Origin of the sequence: Massilia sp. IC2-476 (assembly GCF_020707295.1) — a bacterium.
Lineage (GTDB): Bacteria > Pseudomonadota > Gammaproteobacteria > Burkholderiales > Burkholderiaceae_D > Telluria.
On the sequence record NZ_JAJFER010000001.1, the window covers coordinates 95,008 to 115,461 of the forward strand.

The following is a 20,454-nucleotide window of genomic DNA, read 5'->3' on the forward strand; positions in this document are numbered from 1 at the left end:
GTTAGTGGGCTGCCCATTGGATGGAATTGAGGTCAATCCCTTCCTTGAACATGTCCCACAGCGGCGACAGTTCGCGCAGTTTGCCGACCTTCGACTTCAGCAGGTTGATGGCGAAGTCGATGTCCTCTTCGGTCGTGAAACGGCCGATGGTGAAGCGGATCGAGCTGTGCGCCAGTTCGTCGCTGCGGCCCAAGGCACGCAGCACGTAGGACGGCTCCAGCGAGGCCGAGGTGCAGGCCGAACCAGAGGACACGGCGATGTCCTTGATCGCCATGATCAGCGACTCGCCCTCGACGTAGTTGAACGAGACGTTCAGGTTGTGCGGCACGCGGTGGTCCATGTCGCCGTTGATGTAGACCTCTTCGATCTCCAGCAGGCCCTTGGCCAGGCGGTCGCGCAGCGCCTTCACGCGCGCGAGTTCCGAGGCCATCTCTTCCTTGGCGAGGCGGAAGGCTTCGCCCATGCCCACGATCTGGTGGGTCGGCAGCGTGCCCGAACGCAGGCCGCGCTCATGGCCGCCACCGTGCATCTGCGCTTCCAGGCGCACGCGCGGCTTGCGGCGCACGTACAGGGCGCCGACGCCCTTCGGACCGTAGGTCTTGTGCGCGGTGAAGGTCATCAGGTCGCACTTGGTCTTGTTCAGGTCGATTTCGACCTTGCCGGTCGCCTGTGCGGCGTCGCAGTGGAAGATGATGCCCTTCGAGCGGCACAGTTCGCCGATCTCGTCGATCGGTTGAATGACGCCGATCTCGTTATTCACCAGCATGACCGAGACCAGGATGGTGTCCGGACGAATCGCGGCTTCCAGCTGGGCGACGGTGATCAGGCCGTTATCCTGCGGCTCGAGGTAGGTCGCTTCGAAACCCTGGCGTTCCAGTTCGCGCACGGTGTCCAGCACGGCCTTGTGCTCGGTCTTGACCGTGATGATGTGCTTGCCCTTGGTCTTGTAGAAGTGGGCGGCACCCTTCAGGGCCAGGTTGTTCGATTCGGTCGCGCCCGAGGTCCAGATGATCTCGCGCGGGTCGGCGCCGACCAGGGCCGCCACGTGGCCGCGCGCTTCCTCGACCGCCGCTTCCGCGCTCCAGCCGTACATGTGGCTGCGCGATGCCGGATTGCCGAACTGCTCGCGCAGGTAGGGAATCATCTTGTCGGCCACCCGCGGATCGATCGGCGTGGTCGCCGAATAATCCATGTAGATCGGGAAATGCGGCGCAGTCACGAAGCTCTGCTCGATTTGTTTGTCCAAAGGCGCGTTCATCAGTTCACTCCGGTTTCAATATTGGGTGCGGCGACGGTGCGGTGCACCACCACGACGTTCTGTTCTTTCTGCTTCTGCTGGTCGACCAGGTCTTGCAGCGAGACCGAATCGAGGTAGTCGACCATCTTGGCGTTCAGCGTGGTCCACAGCTCGTGGGTCATGCAACGGGTGCCGGAAGCAGCATCGGCGCCGTGACAATTTTCTTTGCCGCCACACTGGGTGGCATCGAGCGGTTCGTCGACCGCGATAATGATGTCGGCCACCGTCACCTTGTCGGCGCCCCTGGCTAGGCTGTAGCCGCCGCCGGGGCCGCGGATCGACTCGACGATCTGATGGCGGCGCAGCTTGCCGAACAGCTGCTCCAGGTAGGACAGCGAAATGGCCTGGCGCTGGCTGATGCCCGACAGCGTGACCGGACCATTGCCCTGGCGCAGGGCAAGATCGATCATCGCGGTAACAGCAAAACGGCCTTTGGTGGTCAGACGCATCACAACCCCGGTTAGTGGTAAAATATTGCCTCTTTTCAACTCATCGGTGCAGCGCAACAATCAAATCTGTTGAGCGTGGCTGCGAAATAACCTGATTAGTTGATCGAATTAGTCAAGTATAGCAAATCCTGACTGGCTTGTCTTGGAGGCCCCCAAAACTACGGGGGCGTGATCCGGTCCACTGGACCCGATCACTCCCTCCCCTCGCTTATTGCAATCGCAGCAATTCCATCGGCCCGAACAGCTCCTGCATGCCCTTGTGCTGGATGAAGGACAGGTTGTACGGGTGCTCGGCGTGGATCTGCGGCAGGCGCGCCGCTTCCGGCAGTTTCTTCAGCTGTTCGGCGATCTTGCCCCACAGGACCAGGGTCGGAGACTGGGGCTGGCTTGCCAGGGCGGCAAGCACGGTCTGCAAGAAGGGCTGCCAGGCGCGCGCATCGATCACCGGAGCCACGTGCTTGCGGAACACCAGCGCCGCGTTCAGCAGCAGGAAACCGTGGCCCAGCAAATTGTCCTGCAGCTGAGCCAGGGTCTGGATCGTGCCCGAGCCTGCGCGCCGCGCTTCCTGCGCCACCGGGACCATGGCGCTGCCGCCGGTGTCCTCCGCCTGCAAACGGCCATTGGCCACCAGCAGCATCTTCATAAAGTTGCGCAGCGAAGTCGCGCGGTTCACTGGTTTCGACAAGCCCGTCTCCGACCACAGCTCCCCCACCGCCCCATCCATGAAGCAGACCCCGGTTGCGCTCTCGGCGCGCGGGTAGGGGCCCTCCCCCACCAGCACGTGCCTGACCTTGTCCAGCGGCTGGGAAAGAGCGGCGAACAGGCGTCCCTCGGTCGGCAGGTAGTCGTCGACCGCCAGGGCCGGCAGGTAGGCCGGGTCGGCACTGGCCACGGCCTGCAGGCCGGCCTCGAGGATCGGCCGCCAGGACGCATCGGCAAGGTCGAGGGCAGCAATGATGGGAGCAGGAATAGGATGGTTAGACATGGCAAAAGGGCATTCATCGGGAGGCGGGATTGTAGCCTGTTCCCACGGTCAATCTAGCGTCCGCCGTTTGCATTTCAAGGCATGATTTTTGTCCGTGACGACCAACCACACAGGAGGACACATGCAAACGATTCGTGAAGTGATGACGCCCGACGTGCAAACGATCTCGCCGCAGGAAACCGTGCAGCGCGCGGCGCAGATGATGGACGACCTGAACGTGGGCGCGATTCCCGTGTGCGACGGCGACAAGCTGGTCGGCATGATCACCGACCGCGACATCACCGTGCGCGCGGTGGCGGCCGGACAAACGCCGGACCAGACTTTTGTTGGCGAGGTGATGAGCACCGACGTGCGCGCCTGCTTCAGCAATCAGGATATCGACGAGGTGCTGAACACCATGGGCGATGTGCAGATCCGCCGTGTGCCGGTGATCGACGAGCAGTCGAAGCAGCTGGTGGGGATCGTGTCGCTGGGGGATATCGCGACCAAGACGCAGGGAGCCGCGGAGGGGGCGCTGGATGAGATTTCGTCGCCGTCGGAGCCGGATCGGTCGGAGACGCGGCACTAAGTTAGCGTTAGTTCGTAGGGTGGGCGGATTCCGCCCACGCGGCGATAGTTGGGATTGGCATAGCCGCGCAGGCGACAGTACTGTGATTCGACCGCGTGGGCGGAAAATCCGCCCACCCTACAAAAATTCGGCACTACCTCACTCCGCATCAGGCTGCTGACTCGGATGCGCCGCCTTGAACGCCGGCAGATCCACACACAAATCGTTAATCCGCGAAATCGTCGGATACGCCGTCACATCGATATCGAAACGCTTCGCATTGAACACCTGCGGCACCAGGAAGCAGTCGGCGATGGTCGGCGTGTCGCCGTGGCAGAAGCTGCCGGTGCCCGGGTTGCGCGCCAGGTGGGCTTCCAGCGAGCGCATCCCTTCGATCACCCAGTGGCGGTACCAGTCGGTCTTGGCCTCTTCCGACAGCCCCAGCTGCTTCACCAGATACTTCAGCACACGCAGGTTATTCACCGGATGGATGTCGCACGCGATGATCTGCGCCAGCTCGCGCACGCGCGCCCGGCCGACCGCATCCTTCGGCAGCAGCGGCACCATCGGATGCACCTCTTCCAGGTATTCCAGGATGGCCATCGACTGCGTCAGCAGGATCGTCTCGTCCTGCAGGGCCGGCACCAGGGCGCTCGGATTCACCGCCAGGTACTCGTCGGCCAGGTGCTGGCCACCATCGCGCAGCAGGTGCACCGGCACCGCCTCGTAGCCCAGCCCTTTCAGGTTGAGCGCGATGCGCACCCGGTACGCGGCCGAGCTGCGAAAATAGGTGTAGAGCTTCATGCATGCCTCCTGTGGTAGCGCGCGACTTCCTGGTCGATCGCACCGAAGATGCTGGCGCCGTCCCCATCGACCATCTCGATGCGCACCGTGTCACCATACGCCAGGTAGGGGGTCTTCGGCTTGCCCTCTTCAATCGTCTCGTACATGCGCACTTCGGCCAGGCAGCAGTAGCCGACGCCGCCGTTCTCGATGCTCGAGCCGTGCAGGCTGCCCTGCTTGTTCGACACCGTGCCCGAGCCGATGATCGAGCCCGCGCCCAGTTCGCGCGTCTTGGCCGCATGGGCGACCAGCTGGGCGAAGCTGAAGGTCATGTCTTCGCCCGCGTTGGGGCGGCCGAAGGGGCTGTCGTTGAGCGTGACCAGCAGCGGCAGCTGCAGCTTGGAGTCGACCCAGGCATCGCCCAGCTCGTCCGGCGTCACCGCTACCGGCGAAAACGCGCTGGCCGGTTTCGACTGGTAGAAGCCGAAGCCCTTGGCCAGCTCGTTCGGGATCAGGTTGCGCAGCGAAACGTCGTTCACCAGCATCACCAGGCGGATCGCCTTGGCCGCCTCTTCCACCGATGCGCCCATCGGCACGTCGCCGGTGATGACCGCCACCTCGGCTTCGAGGTCCACGCCCCACGCCTCGTCCAGCACCGCGATCGGGTCGCAGGGGCCGACGAAGGAATCGGACCCGCCCTGGTACATCAGCGGATCGGAATAGAAGGATTCCGGCACCTCGGCGCCGCGCGCCTTGCGCACCAGCTCGACGTGGTTGATGTAGGCCGAACCGTCGCACCACTGGTAGGCGCGCGGCAGGGGCGAATGGCATTCTTCCTCGATGAAGGACTCGGCCCTGTCCGCAGTCCCGGCATTCAGGCGCTCGTACACCTTTTGCAGCTGCGGCGCGCATTCATCCCAGTTGTCGAGCGCGCACTGCAGGGTGCGGGCGATCTTCGGGACGGCCTGGCAGGTGACCAGGTCGCGGCTGACGACGACCAGCGTGCCGTCGCGGCCGCCGGCCTTGAGGGAGGCGAGTTTCATGGCGTTTCCTTTGATGAGTGTTGGCTTTTTCGCCATTAGAGAGCAAATCGTACTATCATTCAAACAGTATTTTTCGCCCGATTTATTAGATAAGCTTATGAATCCGACCTTGCGGCAAATGCGCGCCTTCGTGGCGCTGGCCAAGACGGGTAACTTTACGCTCGCCGCGCAGGCGATGCACGTCACACAGTCCGCGCTCTCGGGTTTGATCAAGGAACTGGAGCAGACCCTGGGCGCCAAGGTGGTCGACCGCAGCACGCGGCGCGCCCTGCTCACCGACATCGGCAAGGAACTGTATCCGCTGTTCAGCCAGATGATCGACGACCTCGACGGCGCGCTGGCCAACGTGGCCGACCACACGCGCCTGAAGAAGGGCATGGTGCGCATCGCCGCGCCCCAGCTGCTGTCCTGCACCCTGATGCCGGAAGCGATCGCCGCCTACCGCGCGCGCCATCCGGATATCGAGGTGCGCCTGGGCGACACCGGCGTCGAGAACGTGATCGCGCGCGTGCTGTCGGGCGAAGCCGATTTCGGCATCGGCCCCGAGCGCGAGCCGGCCCCGCCGCTCGACGCCCGCCTGCTGTTCGAGATGCCTTTTGCGCTCGTCTTCCCGAAGGGGCATGAGCTGGAGCGCCAGGCGCGCGTCACCTGGCAGGACCTGGCGCGCTACCCCTTCATCTCGCTGCAGGGCCAGTTCACCGAACGCCTGCTGGAGGACGTGCACGCGTCCCTGCGCGAAGCCCCCGTGAAACCCGCCAACGAAGTCACCTTCATGACCACCGCGCTGGCGATGGCCGCGGCCGGCCTCGGGGTGACCGCCTGCCTGCCCTACGCCGCACCCCTGGTGACCTTGTACGGCCTGGTGATGCGGCCGCTGGAAGATCCGGTACTCACGCGCCGCTTCTTCCTCTACACCCGCCCGGGGCGCTCGCTATCGCCGGCGGCGGAGAGCTTCATCGGCTTCCTCGAGACTTTTGTTGCCGGCGCGACGCCTACTTCGGCAGCGTGAACACTTCCAGCTGCGCCGCCTCCTGCGCGCAGGCGATCCCCGCCGCCAGCAGCAGCGGCAGCAGTAGCAGGCGGCGCAGGTCCGCGCGCATCACTTGGCCGCCTTCGCGGACGGATAGAAGACCTGCTCGCCGCCCGCCTTGAACGAGGCGATCAGCTTCTGCCCTTCATCGGACGTCATCCACTCGACCAGCTGCATCGCGCCCTTGTAGTTGACGTGCTTGTAACGCTCGGGATTGACCGCGATGATGCCGTAGGGGTTGAACATCTTCGGGTCGCCCTCCACCGCGATCTGCAGGCCGGTCCTGGCCTTGTAGGCGACATAGGTGGCACGGTCGGTCAGGGTGTAGGCATTCATTTCCGCCGCCATGTTCAGCACTTCGCCCATGCCCAGCCCGGCCGAGATATAGGCCGTGCCCTGCGGCTGGGTGCCGACCTGCTTCCAGTAGGCCTTCTCCATCTGGTCGGTGCCGGAATTGTCGCCGCGCGAGACGAAGCGTACCTTGCCGTCGGCGATCTTCTTCATCGCGGCCAGCACGTCCTTGCTGCCCTTGATGCCGGCCGGGTCGCTCACCGGCCCCACCAGGATGAAGTCGTTGTACATCACGTCGCGCCGGTTGACGCCGTGGCCTTCGGCGACGAACTTGTCCTCGGCCGCGCGCGCATGCACCAGGGTCACGTCGACGTCGCCGTTCTTCGCCAGTTCCAGCGCCTTGCCGGTGCCGACCGAGATCACATTCACCTTCGAGTTGGTCTTGGCTTCGAACTTGGGCAGCAGGTATTGCAGCAGGCCCGAGTTTTCGGTGCTGGTGGTGGTCGAAAGCTTGATGACCTGCTGGGCCAGGACCGGCGCGGCGGTGGCCAGCAGGAAGCCCAGCAGGGCAAGATGTTTGTTCAGGAAACGCATGGGTGAAGCTCCTTTCTAGTGAAATCCGTGTTGGCGCAGGATCGCCTGCCCCGCCGGCCCCAGCACGAAGCGCAGGAGCCGCTCGCCCTCGGCCGAGCCGCGCCGGGCGCCGATGCCGTAGGCGCTGCGCACATTCAGTTCGTCGGGAATGCGCAGGATCTCGAGCCGCGGCACGGCCTGCTTCGTCAGGACCGCGTTGGTGCAGTACATGATGTAGGCATCGGCCTTGTCCTGTTCGAAGGCGGTGACGTAGGGCAGCGTGCTTTCCGGCGCCAGCTCCGCGGTGCCCGACAGCCTGAGGGCCTTGGCATCCAGGATGGCGTACAGGCCGGGCTGCTGCTGCTCCGCCTTGCGGAAGAACTGCCAGGTGTAGTCGCCCATCGGATCGCTGCCGGGCGTGGAAGTCGCCAGCCGCAGCGTCGGCCTGGCCAGTTCCGCCAGCAGGTTCTCCGGGCGCAGCTTGAACGCCGGTGCACTGACGACGCACAGCGCGTTGTGGGTGAAGATGCTTGATGCGCCCAGCAGGCCCTGGCGCGCCAGCGCCTCGGTGTGCTCGCCGGACGCCGAGGCGAAGACGTCCACCGCACGGCCGCCTTCGATATCCTTGCGCAGCTTGCCGGAGGGCCCGTAGGCCGCACTGAATTGCTGGCCGCCACCGGCGCGGTAGGCGGCCAGGATCTCGCCCATGGCCTGGCGCAGGCTGCCGGCCGCCAGCAGCACCGGGGGCGGCGCGGTGGCGCCGGTGTTCGACTGGGCCATGACATCGGGTGCCTGGAGCGCCCCCAGGATCACCCATCCCGCATGCAGTACGAGATGCAGCCGCATTGTCGCCCCATCGTTGGTTGTGGATGCGCCATCCTAAGCTATACTGAAAATCTTTCAATATGAACAAGTTTGCATATGTTGCACATCAAGCTGTCCTACACGTTCGACGATGCGGCAATCACCAGGCAGCAGCTGGGCAATCCACTGTTCGACATCCTGGGGGCCATCCACGCCTGCGGATCGGTGGGCGCTGCGGCGACCCAACTCAGGCTGTCCTACCGCCACATCTGGGGTGAACTGAAGCGCTTCGAGACCGCGCTGCGGGCCGAGCTGATCGTGTGGGAACGGGGCAAGCGGGCACGCCTGTCGCCCTTCGGCGAGAAGCTGCTGTTTGCCGAGCGGCGCGCCAGGATGCGCGTGCAGCCGCAGGTCGACAACCTGATCGCCGAGATGGAGCGCGAGTTCGCCCTCGCCTTCGATCCGCAGGCGCATGTGATTCCCATGTGCGCGAGCCACGACCTGGCCCTGCCGCGCCTGAAGGAATTCATGGCGCGCGAAGCCAAGCTGCATCTGGACCTGCAGTTCCATGGCAGCCTTGAATGCATCGCCGCCCTGTCGCGCGGCGACTGCCTGCTGGCGGGCTTTCACGTGAGCGAAGACCATGCGCCGGGCAGCATGACGCACAAGGCCTTCAAGTCCATGCTCAAGCCCGGCCGCCACAAGCTGATCAACTTCGTCGGCAGGCAGCAGGGGCTAATGGTGGCCGCAGGGAACCCGAAAGGGGTCACGGGCATGGAAGACCTCAGGCGGGCGGACCTGCGCTTCGTGAACCGCCAGCCGGCCTCCGGCACCCGGGTAACCATCGAGCAGCTGCTGGCCAAGGCCGGCATCCAGCCCGGGGAGATCAAGGGCTTCGACAACGCCGAGCCGACCCACCTCGCCGTCGCCGCCAGCGTCGCGGCCGGCGTGGCGGATGCCGGCTTCGGCATCGAGGCCGCGGCGGCGGCCTTCGGCCTCGGCTTCGTACCGGTGGTGCGCGAGCAGTATTATTTTGTCTGCCTCAAGGAAGCGGTGGACCAGCCGCCCATCAGCAAACTGCGCGAACTGCTCCGGCGCAGCGAGTGGCAGGCGCTGATCGCCGACCTGCCAGGCTACGACATTGCGCATGCCGGTGAGGTGGTCGCGCTGCGGCGCGCCTTCCCCTGGTATGCCTTCCGCACGCCGAAACGCACGCCGGAACAACAGCCCGAGCCCTGCGCGTGAGGGGCGCTGCACGCTACAATAGCGCGCATTCCCCTGTCTTCACGCACCGATGTCCCTCAACACCATCGCGATCAACCGCCTGATGGACCGCTTCGACAGCCACGACAGTGTCTGGCTGTTCGGCTACGGTTCCCTGATCTTCAAGGCCGACTTTCCCTTCATCGAGCGCCGCCCGGCCAGCATCCAGGGCTGGAGCCGCCGCTTCTGGCAGGGTTCGCACGACCACCGCGGCACCGAAAGCGCCCCGGGCCGGGTGGTAACGCTGGTGCCTGACGAAGGCGCGACCTGCCACGGCATGGCCTACCTGGTCACGCCGGAAGAATTCGCCCACCTCGACCACCGCGAAAAGAACGGCTACCTGCGCCTCGCCACCGAGATGCGCTTCGAGGACGGCAGCGCGGCCGAAGGCATCGTCTACATCGCCACCATGGATAACGCCGCCTACCTCGGTCCGGCCAGCGAAGAGGACATCGCGCGCCAGATCGCCACGGCGCGCGGCCCGAGCGGGCCGAACAGCGAATACCTGCTGGCGCTGGCCCAGGCCCTGCGCGAGCTCGGCAAGCACGACGGACACGTGCAGGCAATCGAGCGCCACCTGCTGGCCTTCAGCGGCAGCGCGCAGCGCTAGCTCAGGCGCGCGGCGGGTCCTCGTCCCCGTCGGCATTGAGCTCGACATTGAGACCGACCCACTTGCGGATGCGGCCGTCGGCGCCGACCAGCGGCACCGCCCTCGCCTTCATCGGCTGCCATTGCCCGTCGGCCCGGCGCACCCGGAACCGGGCGTGGACCACGCCGCGCGCGGCCACCGCTTCGCTCCACCGGCGGGCGGCATAGGCGCGGTCCTCGGGGTGGACCGCGTCCAGCCAGCCCATGCCCAGCCACGCTTCCAGCGTTTGCCCAGTATAGGCGCGCCAGCTCGGAGAATCGGTCACGACCATGCCGGAGGCGTCAGTCTCCCACACCATCTGGGCAAACTCGCCCGCCAGCTCGCGCAGGCGTCCCTCGTTCTCGCGCAGCGCCGCTTCGCTGCGCTTGAGCGCATCGATGTCGGTGATGACGACGCACTGGCCGATCACCTCGCCGCGCTCGGCGATGACCGGGAGACTGGACACCTGGGTCCAGATCTCCCGGCCGTCGTCGTCCGTGTACAGCATCTCGACACCAGGCACGACGCGTTCGCCGCGCAGCGCGCGCGCGCCCGGGAAATCCTCCGGCCCCAGCGGCCGCCCGTCGGCGTCCCAGGCGCGCCAGCGCGCCAGCCGCGCCGGGTCGCGCGAGGGCATGCGGCTGGTCGGCAGGTAGCGGTGCAGCGCCTGGTTGAACATCGTGATGTCGCCCTCCCTGTTGAACACCCCGACCCCGACCGGCATGCTCTCGAACAGCGCCGCCAGCCGCGCGTCGTTCACGCGCTGCGCCTGCTCGCCCCGCTTGCGCTCGGTGACGTCGAAAAAGCTCATCACCGCGCCGGCGATGCGGTCGGTGGTGGTGCGGTAGGGGTGCACCCGCACGATGTAGTAACGCCCATCCCGGCCCCGCACCTCGCGCTCCATCGCCTGCAGCGTGTCGAACACCTGGGCCGCGTCGCCGGCCAGTTGCGGATCGTCGAAGTTATTCGTGATGTGCGCCAGCGGGCGTCCGATGTCGGCCGGGATCACGTTGAAGAAGTCGGCAATGCGCGGCGTGAAGCGCACGATGCGCATGGCACGGTCGAGGAAGATGGTGGCCACGCCCGACGAAGCGATCAGGTTGGCGAGGTCGTCGTGCGCCTTGGCGGCCTCCTCGGCCCGCTTCTGCAGCGCGTGGTTGTCCGCCTCCAGTTCCTGGTTGCGCGAGGCCAGCATTTCCCTGCCCCGTGCCGCCTCCTCGGCAGCGGCGCGCAGTTCCTCGACGGTGGTCTGCATCTCTTCGCCGTAGATGTGCATGTCGCGCGCGGCGCTTTCGGCCTGCTCGACCGTGTCGTGCAGCTGGCGCCGGGTCTGGCTCAGCTCTTCCTCGAGCTGGCGCGCCAGCGTGTCGTCGCCGGCCGGCGCCGGCGCGGCCGGCGCGGGAGCCGGTTCGGCATCGTCGAACCGGATCAGCACCAGCTGGTCCTCGGCATGCTGGTCGTGGAAGGGCACCGCCAGCATGTCGACCGCGTGGGTGGCGCCGTCGCGCCCGTAGCGTACCGTCCCGGTGCGGACCTCGCGCCCGCCCTTGCGCGCCTGGAACAGCGCGGCCCGCAGGGGCAGCTGCAGTTCCGGCAGCAGCAGGGCCGCCAGTTCGCGCGTCGGTTCGCCGCTCCCGGGACGCAGGAAGCGCGCCGCCCGTTCCGACACGTGGACGATGTCGCCGCGGGCGTCGAGCAGGATGCTGGGCGGCGCCAGCTCGGCCGACTTGTGCAGATGGATCTCGGCGAAAGAGTACAGGCGGCCACGCCGCATCGCGGGAGCGACCGCGGGCGGCGCCGGCGCCGCGGCTGCCCGCCGCAGCGGAGCGGGCGGTCCCGCTGGCGGCCGGCGCGCTACCGGCCGCGCCCGGTAGATGCGCTGGGCCGGGTCGAGCGGCTCGAACATCTGGCCGGCCGCCTCGGCGGTTTCGGCGCTGCCGAGCATCAGGATGCCGCCCGGGTTCAGCGCAAAATGGAACTGCTGCAGGACGTGCTGGTGCATGTCCGGATTCAGGTAGATCAGGAAGTTGCGGCAGGTGATCAGGTCGACGCGACTGAAGGCGGGGTCGTGCAGCAGGTTGTGGTTGGTAAACAGCACCATGTCGCGCAGGACGCGACGCACCTTGTACTGGCCCCCTTCATGGGTAAAGTAGCGCTGCAGCAACTGCGGCGGCACGTGGTCAGCGATCGCTGCCGGGTACAGGCCGGCGCGCCCCACCTCGATCGCGTGCTCGTCGATGTCCGTGGCGAATACCTGGAGCTTGCGGTTCCCGGACGCACGCGTGGCCAGCAGCATGGCCAGGGTGTAGGCCTCTTCGCCGGTGGAACAGGCCGCGACCCAGGCGCGCAGGGCCTGCCCCGGCGCCAGTGTTGCGAACAGGTCCGGCAGGACGTTGCGGTCGAGCGCATCGAAGGCTTCGCGGTCGCGAAAGAAGCTGGTAACGCCGATCAGGAGGTCCTTGAGCAGGGCCTGCGCCTCGTTCGGATCATTGTGCAGCAGGCGGCAATAGGCCAGCATGTCAGGCACGGAACGCACCTGCAGGCGCCGCTCCAGGCGGCGCTGCAGGGTCTGGCGCCGGTAGTGGCTGAAATCGTGGCCGGTGCGCGCGCGCAGCACCGACAGCACCTCGCGCAGCGCCGCCTGCGGGTGGGTCCCGAGGTCGAACAGGGGCCCGTCCTCGGGCGGATTGCCCTCCAGCGCGCGCTGGCGGATGCGGCGCGCGCCGTCGCGCAGCTCGACCAGCTTGCGCGGGATCTCGGCCGCGGCCAGCACGAAGTCGGCCATGCCGGATTCGATCGCCGAACGCGGCATGGCGTCTTCCCCGGCTTCGGCCGGCAGCTGGGCGATGGTGACGCCGCCCATCTCCTTGATGCAGGCCAGGCCGGCCGTGCCGTCCGAGCCCATTCCGGACAGCACCACGCCGATCGCATGCTCGCCATGGGTTTCGGCCAGGGTGCGCAGGAACACGTCGATCGCCACCGGCCGCGCGCTGCGCCGCTCGAGTTCGTCGAGCACCAGGTGGCCGTCGCTCATCTTCAGGCTGCGGTCGGGCGGGATCACGTAGACCTTGTCGGGCAGGATCGGCACCGTGTGCGTCACCTGCACCACCGGCATGTCGGTGGCGCGCTGCAGCACCTTGTCGGCGGCGCTGGGGCCGCTTCCCAGGTGCAAGATGATAACCAGCGCCATGCCGGGATCGGGCGGCATGTGCTCGAGCAGGGTGATCAGGGCCGGGAAGCCACCGGCCGAGGCCCCAATGCCCACGATCGGGAAGCCGGGCGGGCCGGACGCCGACGCAGCCTTGCCGCCCGGCCGGGAATCCAGCTGTTCGATGTCCATGCGGTGGCTCCATCGCTGCAAAGCGAATGCACAGTCTAGTGCAGATGAGGAGGTGGGCCGATTCCGTTTCCGCGCGTCCAAAAAAGCTCGCATTTTTCTTACATTTCCATCGCAGTCGGTGACGAATCGGCTAGACTTCCGATTCATCCCATCACCATAAACAGAACGATGTCCGATCCAGTCGTCACTTCCGAAGCCCTGCCTACTCCGCCCGACGTCGTGCCGAGCACGCTGCACTTCCCGGTGGTCGGCATCGGCGCCTCGGCCGGAGGCCTGCCCGCGCTGCAGACGCTGTTCGAGAACATGCCTGCGGCAAACGAAATGGCCTTCGTGGTCATCCTGCACCTGTCGCCCAAGCACCCGAGCTCGGCTGCCGAGATCCTGCAGCGCGCCACCCGCATGCCGGTGACGCAGGTGACCAGCAAGGTCGAGATCCAGCCCGGCCATGTCTACGTGATCGCGCCCAACCTGCACCTGTCGATGATGGACGGGCTGCTGCTGGTGGACGAGCTGGAGCGCCCGCGCGGCCAGCACGTGGCGATCGACCTGTTCTTCCGCACCCTTGCCCACGTGCACCGCGAGCGCGCCATCGCCGTCGTGCTGTCCGGCACCGGCTCGGACGGCGCCGTCGGCCTGACCCGAGTCAAGGAACAGGGCGGCATCACCATCGCCCAGAGCCCGGGCGACGCCGAGCACGACGGCATGCCGGTGGCCGCCATCCGCACCGGCGCGGTCGACTTCATCCTGCCGGTGGTCGACATGCCGCAGAAGCTGATCGACTTGTGGGACAACGCCAAGATCATCACGCTGCCACCGCCGGGCGACATGGAAGCGCCGATCGAACGCGAAGCGTCGCCGGCCGAGATCGCCGGCGCCGAGGATGCGCTGCAGGACATCATCGCCGCCCTGCTTGGCCATACCGGCCACGACTTCCGCCATTACAAGCGCGCCACCGTGCTGCGCCGCATCGAACGGCGCATGCAGGTGCGCCAGGTGCACACCCTGCCGGAATACCGCGATGTGCTCGAGTCCGACGCCAACGAATACAAGGCGCTGCTGGACGACATGCTGATCGGGGTCACCAACTTCTTCCGCGACCGCGAAGCCTTCGAATCGCTCGAGCGCGACGTGATTCCCGAGCTGTTCAAGGACAAGGGGCCGACCGACGAGGTGCGCGCCTGGGTCGCCGCTTGCGCCACCGGCGAGGAAGCCTATTCGCTGGCAATGCTGATGGCCGACCAGGCCGCGCTGTCGGAGCACCCGCCCGCGTTCCAGGTATTCGCCTCGGACATCGACGACCACGCGATCGACGTCGCGCGCTCGGGCACCTATCCGGCCTCGATCATCACCGACGTGGCCCCCAGCCGCCTGCGCCAGTATTTCAACAAGGACGACGACCGCTACCGCACCCGCAAGTCGCTGCGCGACCGCATCCTGTTCGCCTCGCACAACCTGCTGCGCGACCCGCCCTTCTCGCGCCTCGACCTGGTCAGCTGCCGCAACCTGCTGATCTACCTGAACCGCGACGTCCAGCTGCGCGTGCTGCAGACCTTCCACTTCGCGCTGAAACCCGGCGGCTACCTGTTCCTGGGCAGCTCCGAGTCGGCCGAGTCGGTGTCGGACTACTTCATCCCGGTCGACAAGAAGAACCGCATCTACCGCGCCCGCAGCGGCGGCCGTGCGCTGCACTACCAGGGCCCGACCTCGAGCGTGTACGGCACGCGCCTGCCCGAGATCGTCCGTCCCAAGCTGCAGGGCAAGCGCCAGTCGACCTATGCCGAGATGCACCAGCGCGCGCTCGCCAGGTTCGCGCCGCCCTCGGTGGTGATCGACCGCGAGGGCAACCTGGTGCACATGTCGGAACAGGCGGGCCAGTTCCTGCGCATGGGCGGTGGGGAGCCCTCGCGCAATTTACTGGCCCTGGTCCTGCCGGAGCTGCGCATGGAGCTGCGCTCGGCCATGTACCAGGCGGCGCACCACGACAGCAGCGCCGAATGCCGGCCGATCGAGATCACCGAGCAGAAGGAACTCGGCACCATCGCCATGACGGTGCGCCCGTTCCGCGACGAGGAATCCGAAACCGACTACCTGGTCGTCGTATTCAACCGCGTCGAGCGCACGCCGGACGCTCCACCGGTGTCGCGTCCCGACGGCAGCCACGACGTGGTGCTGGCCCAGCTCGAGGCCGAGCTGCAGCGCAAGCGCGAACAGCTGCAGGAAACCATCGAGAATTCGGAAATCTCGACCGAAGAGCTGCGCGCCTCGAACGAGGAGCTGCAGGCCATCAACGAGGAACTGCGCTCGGCCACCGAGGAACTGGAAACCAGCAAGGAAGAGCTGCAGTCGGTGAACGAGGAACTCGTCACCGTCAACTTCGAGCTGAAGGTCAAGGTCGAGGAGACCGGCAAAGCCAACGACGACCTGAACAACCTGATCGCCTCGACCGACATCGCCACCATCTTTGTCGACAGCGGCCTGCGCATCAAGCGTTTCACGCCGCGCGCGGCCGACCTGTTCTCGATCATTGCCTCGGACGTGGGCCGCTCGCTGCTCGACCTCACGCACAAGCTGGACTACGACCAGCTGGCCGAGGACGTATCCGCCACCTTCGACACCCTGCGCCTGGTCGAACGCGAGGTGCGCAGCAACGACGGGCGCTACTACATCGTGCGCCTGCTGCCCTACCGGACCAACGAAGACCGGATCGAAGGCGCGGTGATGACCTTCTTCGACATCACGCTGCGCCGCCAGGCCGAGGAACAGGCGCGCGCCAGCGAGGCGCGCATGCAGATGGTGGCCGAGAGCGCCAATGACTACGCCATCATCACGCTCGACCAGGAAGGCCGCGTCACCAGCTGGAACAAGGGCGCCGAGGCCCTGTTCGGCTACATGGCCGAGGAGATGCAGGGCGAACCCACCGACCGCCTGTTCGTGCCCGAGGACGTGGCGCGCGGCGTACCCAGGGACGAACTGCGCCGCGCACGCCAGGACGGCCGCGCCGAGGACGAGCGCTGGCACATGCGCAAGGACGGCTCGCGCTTCTTCTGCAGCGGCGTCACCACCCCGCTGCGCAACGGCGACTTCTACGGCTACGCCAAGATCGCGCGCGACGTCACGGCGCGCGTGCGCCAGGACGACGAACGCGAGCAGGCCCTGCACCGCGAATCGGCCGATCGTTCCGACGCCGAGAACGCCATCGCGCTCAAGGACGAGTTCCTGTCCGTGATGTCGCACGAGCTGCGCCATCCGCTCAACATGATCCACATTAACGTCGAGCTGCTGTCGCGCATGCCGGAACTGCGCCAGTCGCCGACCTTCATGCGCGCCGCCTCGATCATCCGCAACTCGGTGATGAACCAGGCCAAGATCATCGACGACCTGATGGACATGTCGCGGGTGCGCACCGGCAAGCTGTCGCTCACCATGGCGCCGGTCGCGCTGGACGCCGTACTGCAGGGGATCGTCGACGTCGCGCGCAGCGACCCCGCAGCCAAGGACATCGCCATTGCCTTGAGCGGCAATACCGGCGGCGTGCCGGTGCTGGCCGACGTCACCCGCATCGAGCAGGTGGTGATGAACCTGCTGAGCAATGCGGTCAAGTTCACGCAGGCCGGCGGCCACGTGCAGCTGACGCTGGCGCGGGATGACGGTTTCGCACGGGTCGACGTGGTCGACGACGGCCAGGGCATCGCCCCCGCCTTCCTGCCGCACGTGTTCGACATGTACGGCCAGAGTTCGTCCGTGACCACGCGCGCCAGGGGCGGCCTTGGCATCGGCCTGGCGCTGGTGCGCGAAATCGTCGCGCTGCACGGCGGCCGGGTCGAAGCCGCCTCGGAAGGCATCGGCAAGGGCGCCCGCTTCAGCTTCTGGCTGCCGGTGCTCGACCGCTCCGCCGCCCTGCCCCCGGGCGAACGCGCGGCCGACGACAGCCTGGCGGGCGTGCGCATCCTGCTGGTGGACGACATGGAAGACATGCTGCAGGTCTTCAAGTCGCTGCTCGAGACCACCGGCGCGATCGTGCTCGCCGCGACCAGCGGGGTTCAAGCGCTGGAAGTCCTGGCGCGCGAGGATGTGGACCTCCTGATCTCGGACATCGCGATGCCTGAGATGGACGGCTACGAACTCCTGCGCCGGGTGCATGGGTTACCGAAGTACGCGAGGCTGCCGGCGATCGCCATCACCAGCATGCGGCGTGACACCGACATCGCCCGGGCCAGGGCGGCGGGCTTCTCGGCGCACCTGGGCAAGCCGGTGTCGGTGGATCGGCTGAATGCGATCGTGAATGAGTTGTTGCCGAAGCGCGGAAACCAAGGCTGACCTGTAGGGTGGGCGGGTCCCCCGCCCACGCCGTGAAAGTTGGCAACGAGATCATCCGGCGCGATAGCGGAGCCTGATGCGGTCACCGCGTGGGCGGGAAACCCGCCCACCCTACCGAAGCTGGACGTTCAGCGCCAACGGCACCTTCGCCCGCAACGAAATATTCAACACCGCCTCCGGCTCCGCCTGCCCTTCCTCCTTCGCCAGCACGAAGCGCTGCAGCACCATCGCCGCCACCACCGTCATCTCCGCCAGCGCCAGGTGCTGTCCCAGGCACACCCGCGGCCCCGTCCCGAAGGGCATGAAGGCCCCGCGCGGAATCGCTGGCGCATCCGGGGCGAAGCGCTCCGGCTGGAAGGCCTGTGGCTCCGGAAACCAGCGCGCGTCCTGGTGCATCAGGAACACCGGGATCATGAACATGGTCCGTGCCGGGATCGTCCAGCCACCCAGCGTGAAGCCGCGCGTCGCGCGCCGGCTCATCAGGACCGGCGCGGCCGGATACAGGCGCATGGTTTCGTTCAGCGTCTGCGCCAGGTAGCCGAGGCGCGGCAGGTCCTCCCCTGCCGGACTGCGGCCTTGCAGCACCGCATCCACCTCGCGCCGCGCCGTATCCTGCGCCGCTGGATTCGCCGCCATGCACCAGGCCCACCAGCTCAGGCTCGCCGCGGTCGTCTCGTGCCCTGCCAGGAAGGCCGTCATGCATTCGTCGCGCACCGCCGCCAGTGGCCAGGCCGCCGGGTCGTCGCGGTGCAGGGCCAAGAGGCGGCTCAGCAGGTCGGCCGGCCATTCCGGCTGCGGCAATGCGAGGCGGGCCTGCAGCTGATGGTCGATCAGTCCCCTGAGCAGCGCGCGCACCTGGCGCTTGCGGCGCTTCCAGGGCAGCCAGTCCGGCGCGCTGGCGGGCCAGAACAGCTCGGCATTGCCCTCCACCAGCGCCTCGTGCACCGCTGTCTCCATGCTGCGCGCCTCGCCGCCGATCGCGCTGGAAAACATCATGCGCATGATGACGTCCATCGCCAGCGAGGTCAGCCCGCTCTCGATCGGCATGTTCGCCCCCGGCTGCCAGCGCTCCATGGTCGCGCCGGCTGCCGCCGCGATGGTCGGCACGAAGCTTTTCACCGACTTCGGTGCGAAGGCCGCTTGCAAGGCCTGGCGCTTGGCCGCCCACGGCGCGCGCTCCGCGATCAGCACGCTGTTGCCCTGCAGGTAGGAGAACACCTGCACCCCGCGCTCCCAGCGGATGATGGCGTCGTGGTGAGTGACCAGCAGCTCGCGCACCAGCGCCGGGTCACTGACGACGACCTGGTGCTCGGGCCAGATGCGCAGGTGGACCAGGTCGCCGTAGGCCTGGCGCCACCTGATGAGGACAGCCGGCAAGTCGCGCCCCATCTGCGCCAGCAGGCTCCAGCCGGTCAGGCGCGACGGCGGTCCGGGGGGCCAGCTGCCGGGCGGGTGCTGCAGCGGCGCTTCGTCGATCGGCGCGGACGGCATGCGGCCCGCATGGAAGGGACATTCGGAGAAGTTGGTCGTGTTCATGGCCCCGATTCTTTGCTAGGTGCAGGGCCAACGTCTTGAACGCAAACGACATCGACAGGCCGCATACACCCGCCTATACTGCTGGCTCATGGCGCCCGACAGTCACGACTACCTGCATCCCTGTCCCGATCCGCTCGCACGCGGCCCGCGCGCATGCAGCGAGGGTAAGGCGCCACTCGACCGGCTCTACCTGGCCCCAGCTGCGCTGCAAGACGCCATGCTGGCCCTGGTCAGCCGCGACACCTCGCATGTGGCGCTGAGCGACGCGCAGCGGCTGTCGCACTTCCCCGCTTCCCCCATCGTCACGCTGTCCTGGTTCCACGGCCTCGATGCGGGCCTTGTGGACGCGCGCGGCTGGCATCCGTTCGGCGCGCGCGTGATGATCTCGGGCAGTCAGTCCCATTCCCTGGTCACCTGGGCGCCGACGGGCGGCCGCGGCTACATGGCCTGCTTCCTGCCGGACGCCGCGCAGGCCCTGTTCGGGCTCGACCTGGCGACGGTGCAGGATCGCTTCCTGCCGGCGCATGCGGTCCTCGGCGACGCGTGGCAGCCGCTGTTCGATGCGCTGCTGGCCGCGGCGGACGACGCGACGGCCCTGCGCGTGCTGGAAGAGCAGTTAGGGAAGCGCTGGCGCACCGTACAGGGCCGCAGCGCGGAGCGGCCTTCGCTGCGCCAGATCGGCCGGCACTGGGTGCAGCAACTGGCCTGGAAGGCCTATGAATGGCGCAGCACCCACAGCGAGCGCCAGGTGGAACGCCGCATCAAGGCCTTCAGCGGCCGCTCGCTGCGCGAATGGCAGTCGCTGGTGCGCACCGAGGGCATGTTCTTCGCCGCGCGCGAGCGCTACGAGAACGGCCAGCCCTTCGACTGGGCCACCCTGGCGCTGGACGAAGGCTTTTCCGACCAGGCCCACATGAGCCGCGTCACGCGCCAGATCTGCGGCTTCCCGCCCACCGAATTCGCCAGCCGCTATATCGAGGACGAGTCATTCTGGATCTATCGCCTGTGGGTCTGAACAGCTAGAATCGCTGGACAAGCCAACGCGCGTCCATGCCACGCGCCCATGACAGGAGACCAAGGAATGTCGAACAAGATGTTGATGGGGCTATGCGCTTCGCTGCTGCTCGCAATGCAGCCTGCCGCTGCCCAGACCAAAGCGGCCGAGCCCGCGCCGCAATACGATGCCGCGCTTGCCAAGTCGCTCGGCGCCGACGAGCGCGGCATGCGGCCCTACGTGTTCGTGATCCTCAAGACCGGCCCCAGGAAAATCGAGGACAAGCCCGAGCGCGACAAGGTCTTCCAGGGCCACTTCGCCAACATGGGCAGGCTTGCCGCCGAAAAGAAACTGGTCGTGGCCGGCCCGCTGGACGGCAAGGAAGGCCGCCGCGGGATCTTCATCATCGCCACGCCGGACATCGAGGAAGCCAGGCGTTACGTCGAGACCGACCCCGTCATCGTGAGCGGCCTGATGGAAGCCGAGTACCACAAGCTGTACGGCTCCGCGGCACTGATGATGGTGAACGAGGTGCACGGCAGGATCGAAACGAAGCAGTAGTCCGGGTCCACAT

General features: G+C 66.9%; 16 protein-coding genes. 7 read left to right on the top strand and 9 right to left on the bottom strand.

What is annotated here, in order from left to right:
* Position 1: 1 nt before the first annotated feature.
* From LK539_RS00505 to LK539_RS00515, 3 genes are all read right to left on the bottom strand, one after another.
* Positions 2-1,258 carry an IscS subfamily cysteine desulfurase gene (locus tag LK539_RS00505; RefSeq protein WP_227798955.1) on the bottom strand — a complete coding sequence of 419 codons (1,257 nt, stop codon included), beginning with the start codon at positions 1,256-1,258 and terminating at the stop codon, positions 2-4.
* Positions 1,258-1,746, bottom strand: a complete 489-nt coding sequence (gene iscR, locus LK539_RS00510) for a Fe-S cluster assembly transcriptional regulator IscR (RefSeq protein WP_227798956.1) — start codon at positions 1,744-1,746, stop codon at positions 1,258-1,260. The genes LK539_RS00505 and iscR overlap by 1 nt, the downstream gene beginning before the upstream one ends.
* Before the next feature lie 208 nt (positions 1,747-1,954).
* The gene (locus LK539_RS00515; protein WP_227798957.1) at positions 1,955-2,731 is read right to left on the bottom strand and encodes a uracil-DNA glycosylase; all 777 of its coding nucleotides are present in this window, start codon (positions 2,729-2,731) and stop codon (positions 1,955-1,957) included.
* A 121-nt stretch (positions 2,732-2,852) separates the two neighbouring features.
* On the opposite strand from LK539_RS00515, the gene LK539_RS00520 reads away from it, so the two are divergent.
* Positions 2,853-3,299: a CBS domain-containing protein gene (locus LK539_RS00520; protein ID WP_227798958.1), complete on the top strand. Its 447-nt coding sequence runs from the start codon at positions 2,853-2,855 to the stop codon at positions 3,297-3,299.
* A 138-nt stretch (positions 3,300-3,437) separates the two neighbouring features.
* Here the strand turns inward: LK539_RS00520 and maiA are convergent, their stop codons facing one another.
* On the bottom strand, positions 3,438-4,082 hold the full coding sequence (maiA, locus tag LK539_RS00525) for a maleylacetoacetate isomerase (protein ID WP_227798959.1): 645 nt from the start codon (positions 4,080-4,082) through the stop codon (positions 3,438-3,440).
* On the bottom strand, positions 4,079-5,104 hold the full coding sequence (locus LK539_RS00530) for a fumarylacetoacetate hydrolase family protein (protein WP_227798960.1): 1,026 nt from the start codon (positions 5,102-5,104) through the stop codon (positions 4,079-4,081). The genes maiA and LK539_RS00530 overlap by 4 nt, the downstream gene beginning before the upstream one ends.
* Before the next feature lie 97 nt (positions 5,105-5,201).
* Between LK539_RS00530 and LK539_RS00535 the strand changes: the two genes are divergently transcribed.
* The gene (locus LK539_RS00535; RefSeq protein WP_227798961.1) at positions 5,202-6,113 is read left to right on the top strand and encodes a LysR family transcriptional regulator; all 912 of its coding nucleotides are present in this window, start codon (positions 5,202-5,204) and stop codon (positions 6,111-6,113) included.
* A gap of 90 nt (positions 6,114-6,203) precedes the next feature.
* On the opposite strand, the gene LK539_RS00540 is transcribed toward LK539_RS00535, so the two are convergent.
* A complete protein-coding gene (locus LK539_RS00540) occupies positions 6,204-7,019 on the bottom strand; it encodes a substrate-binding domain-containing protein (protein ID WP_227798962.1) in 816 nt (271 codons plus the stop codon).
* 15 nt (positions 7,020-7,034) lie between these two features.
* Complete coding sequence (locus tag LK539_RS00545; RefSeq protein ID WP_227798963.1) at positions 7,035-7,844, bottom strand: extracellular solute-binding protein; 810 nt, start codon at positions 7,842-7,844, stop codon at positions 7,035-7,037.
* A 75-nt stretch (positions 7,845-7,919) separates the two neighbouring features.
* Between LK539_RS00545 and LK539_RS00550 the strand changes: the two genes are divergently transcribed.
* Both LK539_RS00550 and LK539_RS00555 read left to right on the top strand, forming a co-directional pair.
* Positions 7,920-9,047 carry a substrate-binding domain-containing protein gene (locus tag LK539_RS00550; protein ID WP_227798964.1) on the top strand — a complete coding sequence of 376 codons (1,128 nt, stop codon included), beginning with the start codon at positions 7,920-7,922 and terminating at the stop codon, positions 9,045-9,047.
* Between the two features lie 49 nt (positions 9,048-9,096).
* On the top strand, positions 9,097-9,675 hold the full coding sequence (locus LK539_RS00555) for a gamma-glutamylcyclotransferase (RefSeq protein WP_227798965.1): 579 nt from the start codon (positions 9,097-9,099) through the stop codon (positions 9,673-9,675).
* A 1-nt stretch (position 9,676) separates the two neighbouring features.
* On the opposite strand, the gene LK539_RS00560 is transcribed toward LK539_RS00555, so the two are convergent.
* Positions 9,677-13,033, bottom strand: a complete 3,357-nt coding sequence (locus tag LK539_RS00560; protein WP_227798966.1) for a CheR family methyltransferase — start codon at positions 13,031-13,033, stop codon at positions 9,677-9,679.
* 168 nt (positions 13,034-13,201) lie between these two features.
* Between LK539_RS00560 and LK539_RS00565 the strand changes: the two genes are divergently transcribed.
* Positions 13,202-17,350: a CheR family methyltransferase gene (locus LK539_RS00565; RefSeq protein WP_227798967.1), complete on the top strand. Its 4,149-nt coding sequence runs from the start codon at positions 13,202-13,204 to the stop codon at positions 17,348-17,350.
* Positions 17,351-17,461: 111 nt separating this feature from the next.
* Here LK539_RS00565 and LK539_RS00570 read toward each other — a convergent pair whose 3' ends face one another.
* Positions 17,462-18,886 (bottom strand): cytochrome P450, encoded by a 1,425-nt coding sequence (locus LK539_RS00570; RefSeq protein WP_227798968.1) that lies wholly within the window; start codon positions 18,884-18,886, stop codon positions 17,462-17,464.
* An 88-nt stretch (positions 18,887-18,974) separates the two neighbouring features.
* Between LK539_RS00570 and LK539_RS00575 the strand changes: the two genes are divergently transcribed.
* Together LK539_RS00575 and LK539_RS00580 are read left to right on the top strand one after the other, a co-directional pair.
* Positions 18,975-19,901: a helix-turn-helix domain-containing protein gene (locus LK539_RS00575; RefSeq protein ID WP_227798969.1), complete on the top strand. Its 927-nt coding sequence runs from the start codon at positions 18,975-18,977 to the stop codon at positions 19,899-19,901.
* A 66-nt stretch (positions 19,902-19,967) separates the two neighbouring features.
* Complete coding sequence (locus LK539_RS00580; RefSeq protein WP_227798970.1) at positions 19,968-20,441, top strand: YciI family protein; 474 nt, start codon at positions 19,968-19,970, stop codon at positions 20,439-20,441.
* Positions 20,442-20,454 lie beyond the last annotated feature (13 nt).

What these genes read in the sequence shown, in the direction of transcription:
- LK539_RS00505 (WP_227798955.1), bottom strand. Translation starts at nt 1,258, where the DNA reads ATGAACGCGCCTTTGGACAAACAAATCGAGCAGAGCTTCGTGACTGCG.
- iscR (WP_227798956.1), bottom strand. Translation starts at nt 1,746, where the DNA reads ATGCGTCTGACCACCAAAGGCCGTTTTGCTGTTACCGCGATGATCGAT.
- LK539_RS00515 (WP_227798957.1), bottom strand. Translation starts at nt 2,731, where the DNA reads ATGTCTAACCATCCTATTCCTGCTCCCATCATTGCTGCCCTCGACCTT.
- LK539_RS00520 (WP_227798958.1), top strand. Translation starts at nt 2,853, where the DNA reads ATGCAAACGATTCGTGAAGTGATGACGCCCGACGTGCAAACGATCTCG.
- maiA (WP_227798959.1), bottom strand. Translation starts at nt 4,082, where the DNA reads ATGAAGCTCTACACCTATTTTCGCAGCTCGGCCGCGTACCGGGTGCGC.
- LK539_RS00530 (WP_227798960.1), bottom strand. Translation starts at nt 5,104, where the DNA reads ATGAAACTCGCCTCCCTCAAGGCCGGCGGCCGCGACGGCACGCTGGTC.
- LK539_RS00535 (WP_227798961.1), top strand. Translation starts at nt 5,202, where the DNA reads ATGAATCCGACCTTGCGGCAAATGCGCGCCTTCGTGGCGCTGGCCAAG.
- LK539_RS00540 (WP_227798962.1), bottom strand. Translation starts at nt 7,019, where the DNA reads ATGCGTTTCCTGAACAAACATCTTGCCCTGCTGGGCTTCCTGCTGGCC.
- LK539_RS00545 (WP_227798963.1), bottom strand. Translation starts at nt 7,844, where the DNA reads ATGCGGCTGCATCTCGTACTGCATGCGGGATGGGTGATCCTGGGGGCG.
- LK539_RS00550 (WP_227798964.1), top strand. Translation starts at nt 7,920, where the DNA reads ATGTTGCACATCAAGCTGTCCTACACGTTCGACGATGCGGCAATCACC.
- LK539_RS00555 (WP_227798965.1), top strand. Translation starts at nt 9,097, where the DNA reads ATGTCCCTCAACACCATCGCGATCAACCGCCTGATGGACCGCTTCGAC.
- LK539_RS00560 (WP_227798966.1), bottom strand. Translation starts at nt 13,033, where the DNA reads ATGGACATCGAACAGCTGGATTCCCGGCCGGGCGGCAAGGCTGCGTCG.
- LK539_RS00565 (WP_227798967.1), top strand. Translation starts at nt 13,202, where the DNA reads ATGTCCGATCCAGTCGTCACTTCCGAAGCCCTGCCTACTCCGCCCGAC.
- LK539_RS00570 (WP_227798968.1), bottom strand. Translation starts at nt 18,886, where the DNA reads ATGAACACGACCAACTTCTCCGAATGTCCCTTCCATGCGGGCCGCATG.
- LK539_RS00575 (WP_227798969.1), top strand. Translation starts at nt 18,975, where the DNA reads ATGGCGCCCGACAGTCACGACTACCTGCATCCCTGTCCCGATCCGCTC.
- LK539_RS00580 (WP_227798970.1), top strand. Translation starts at nt 19,968, where the DNA reads ATGTCGAACAAGATGTTGATGGGGCTATGCGCTTCGCTGCTGCTCGCA.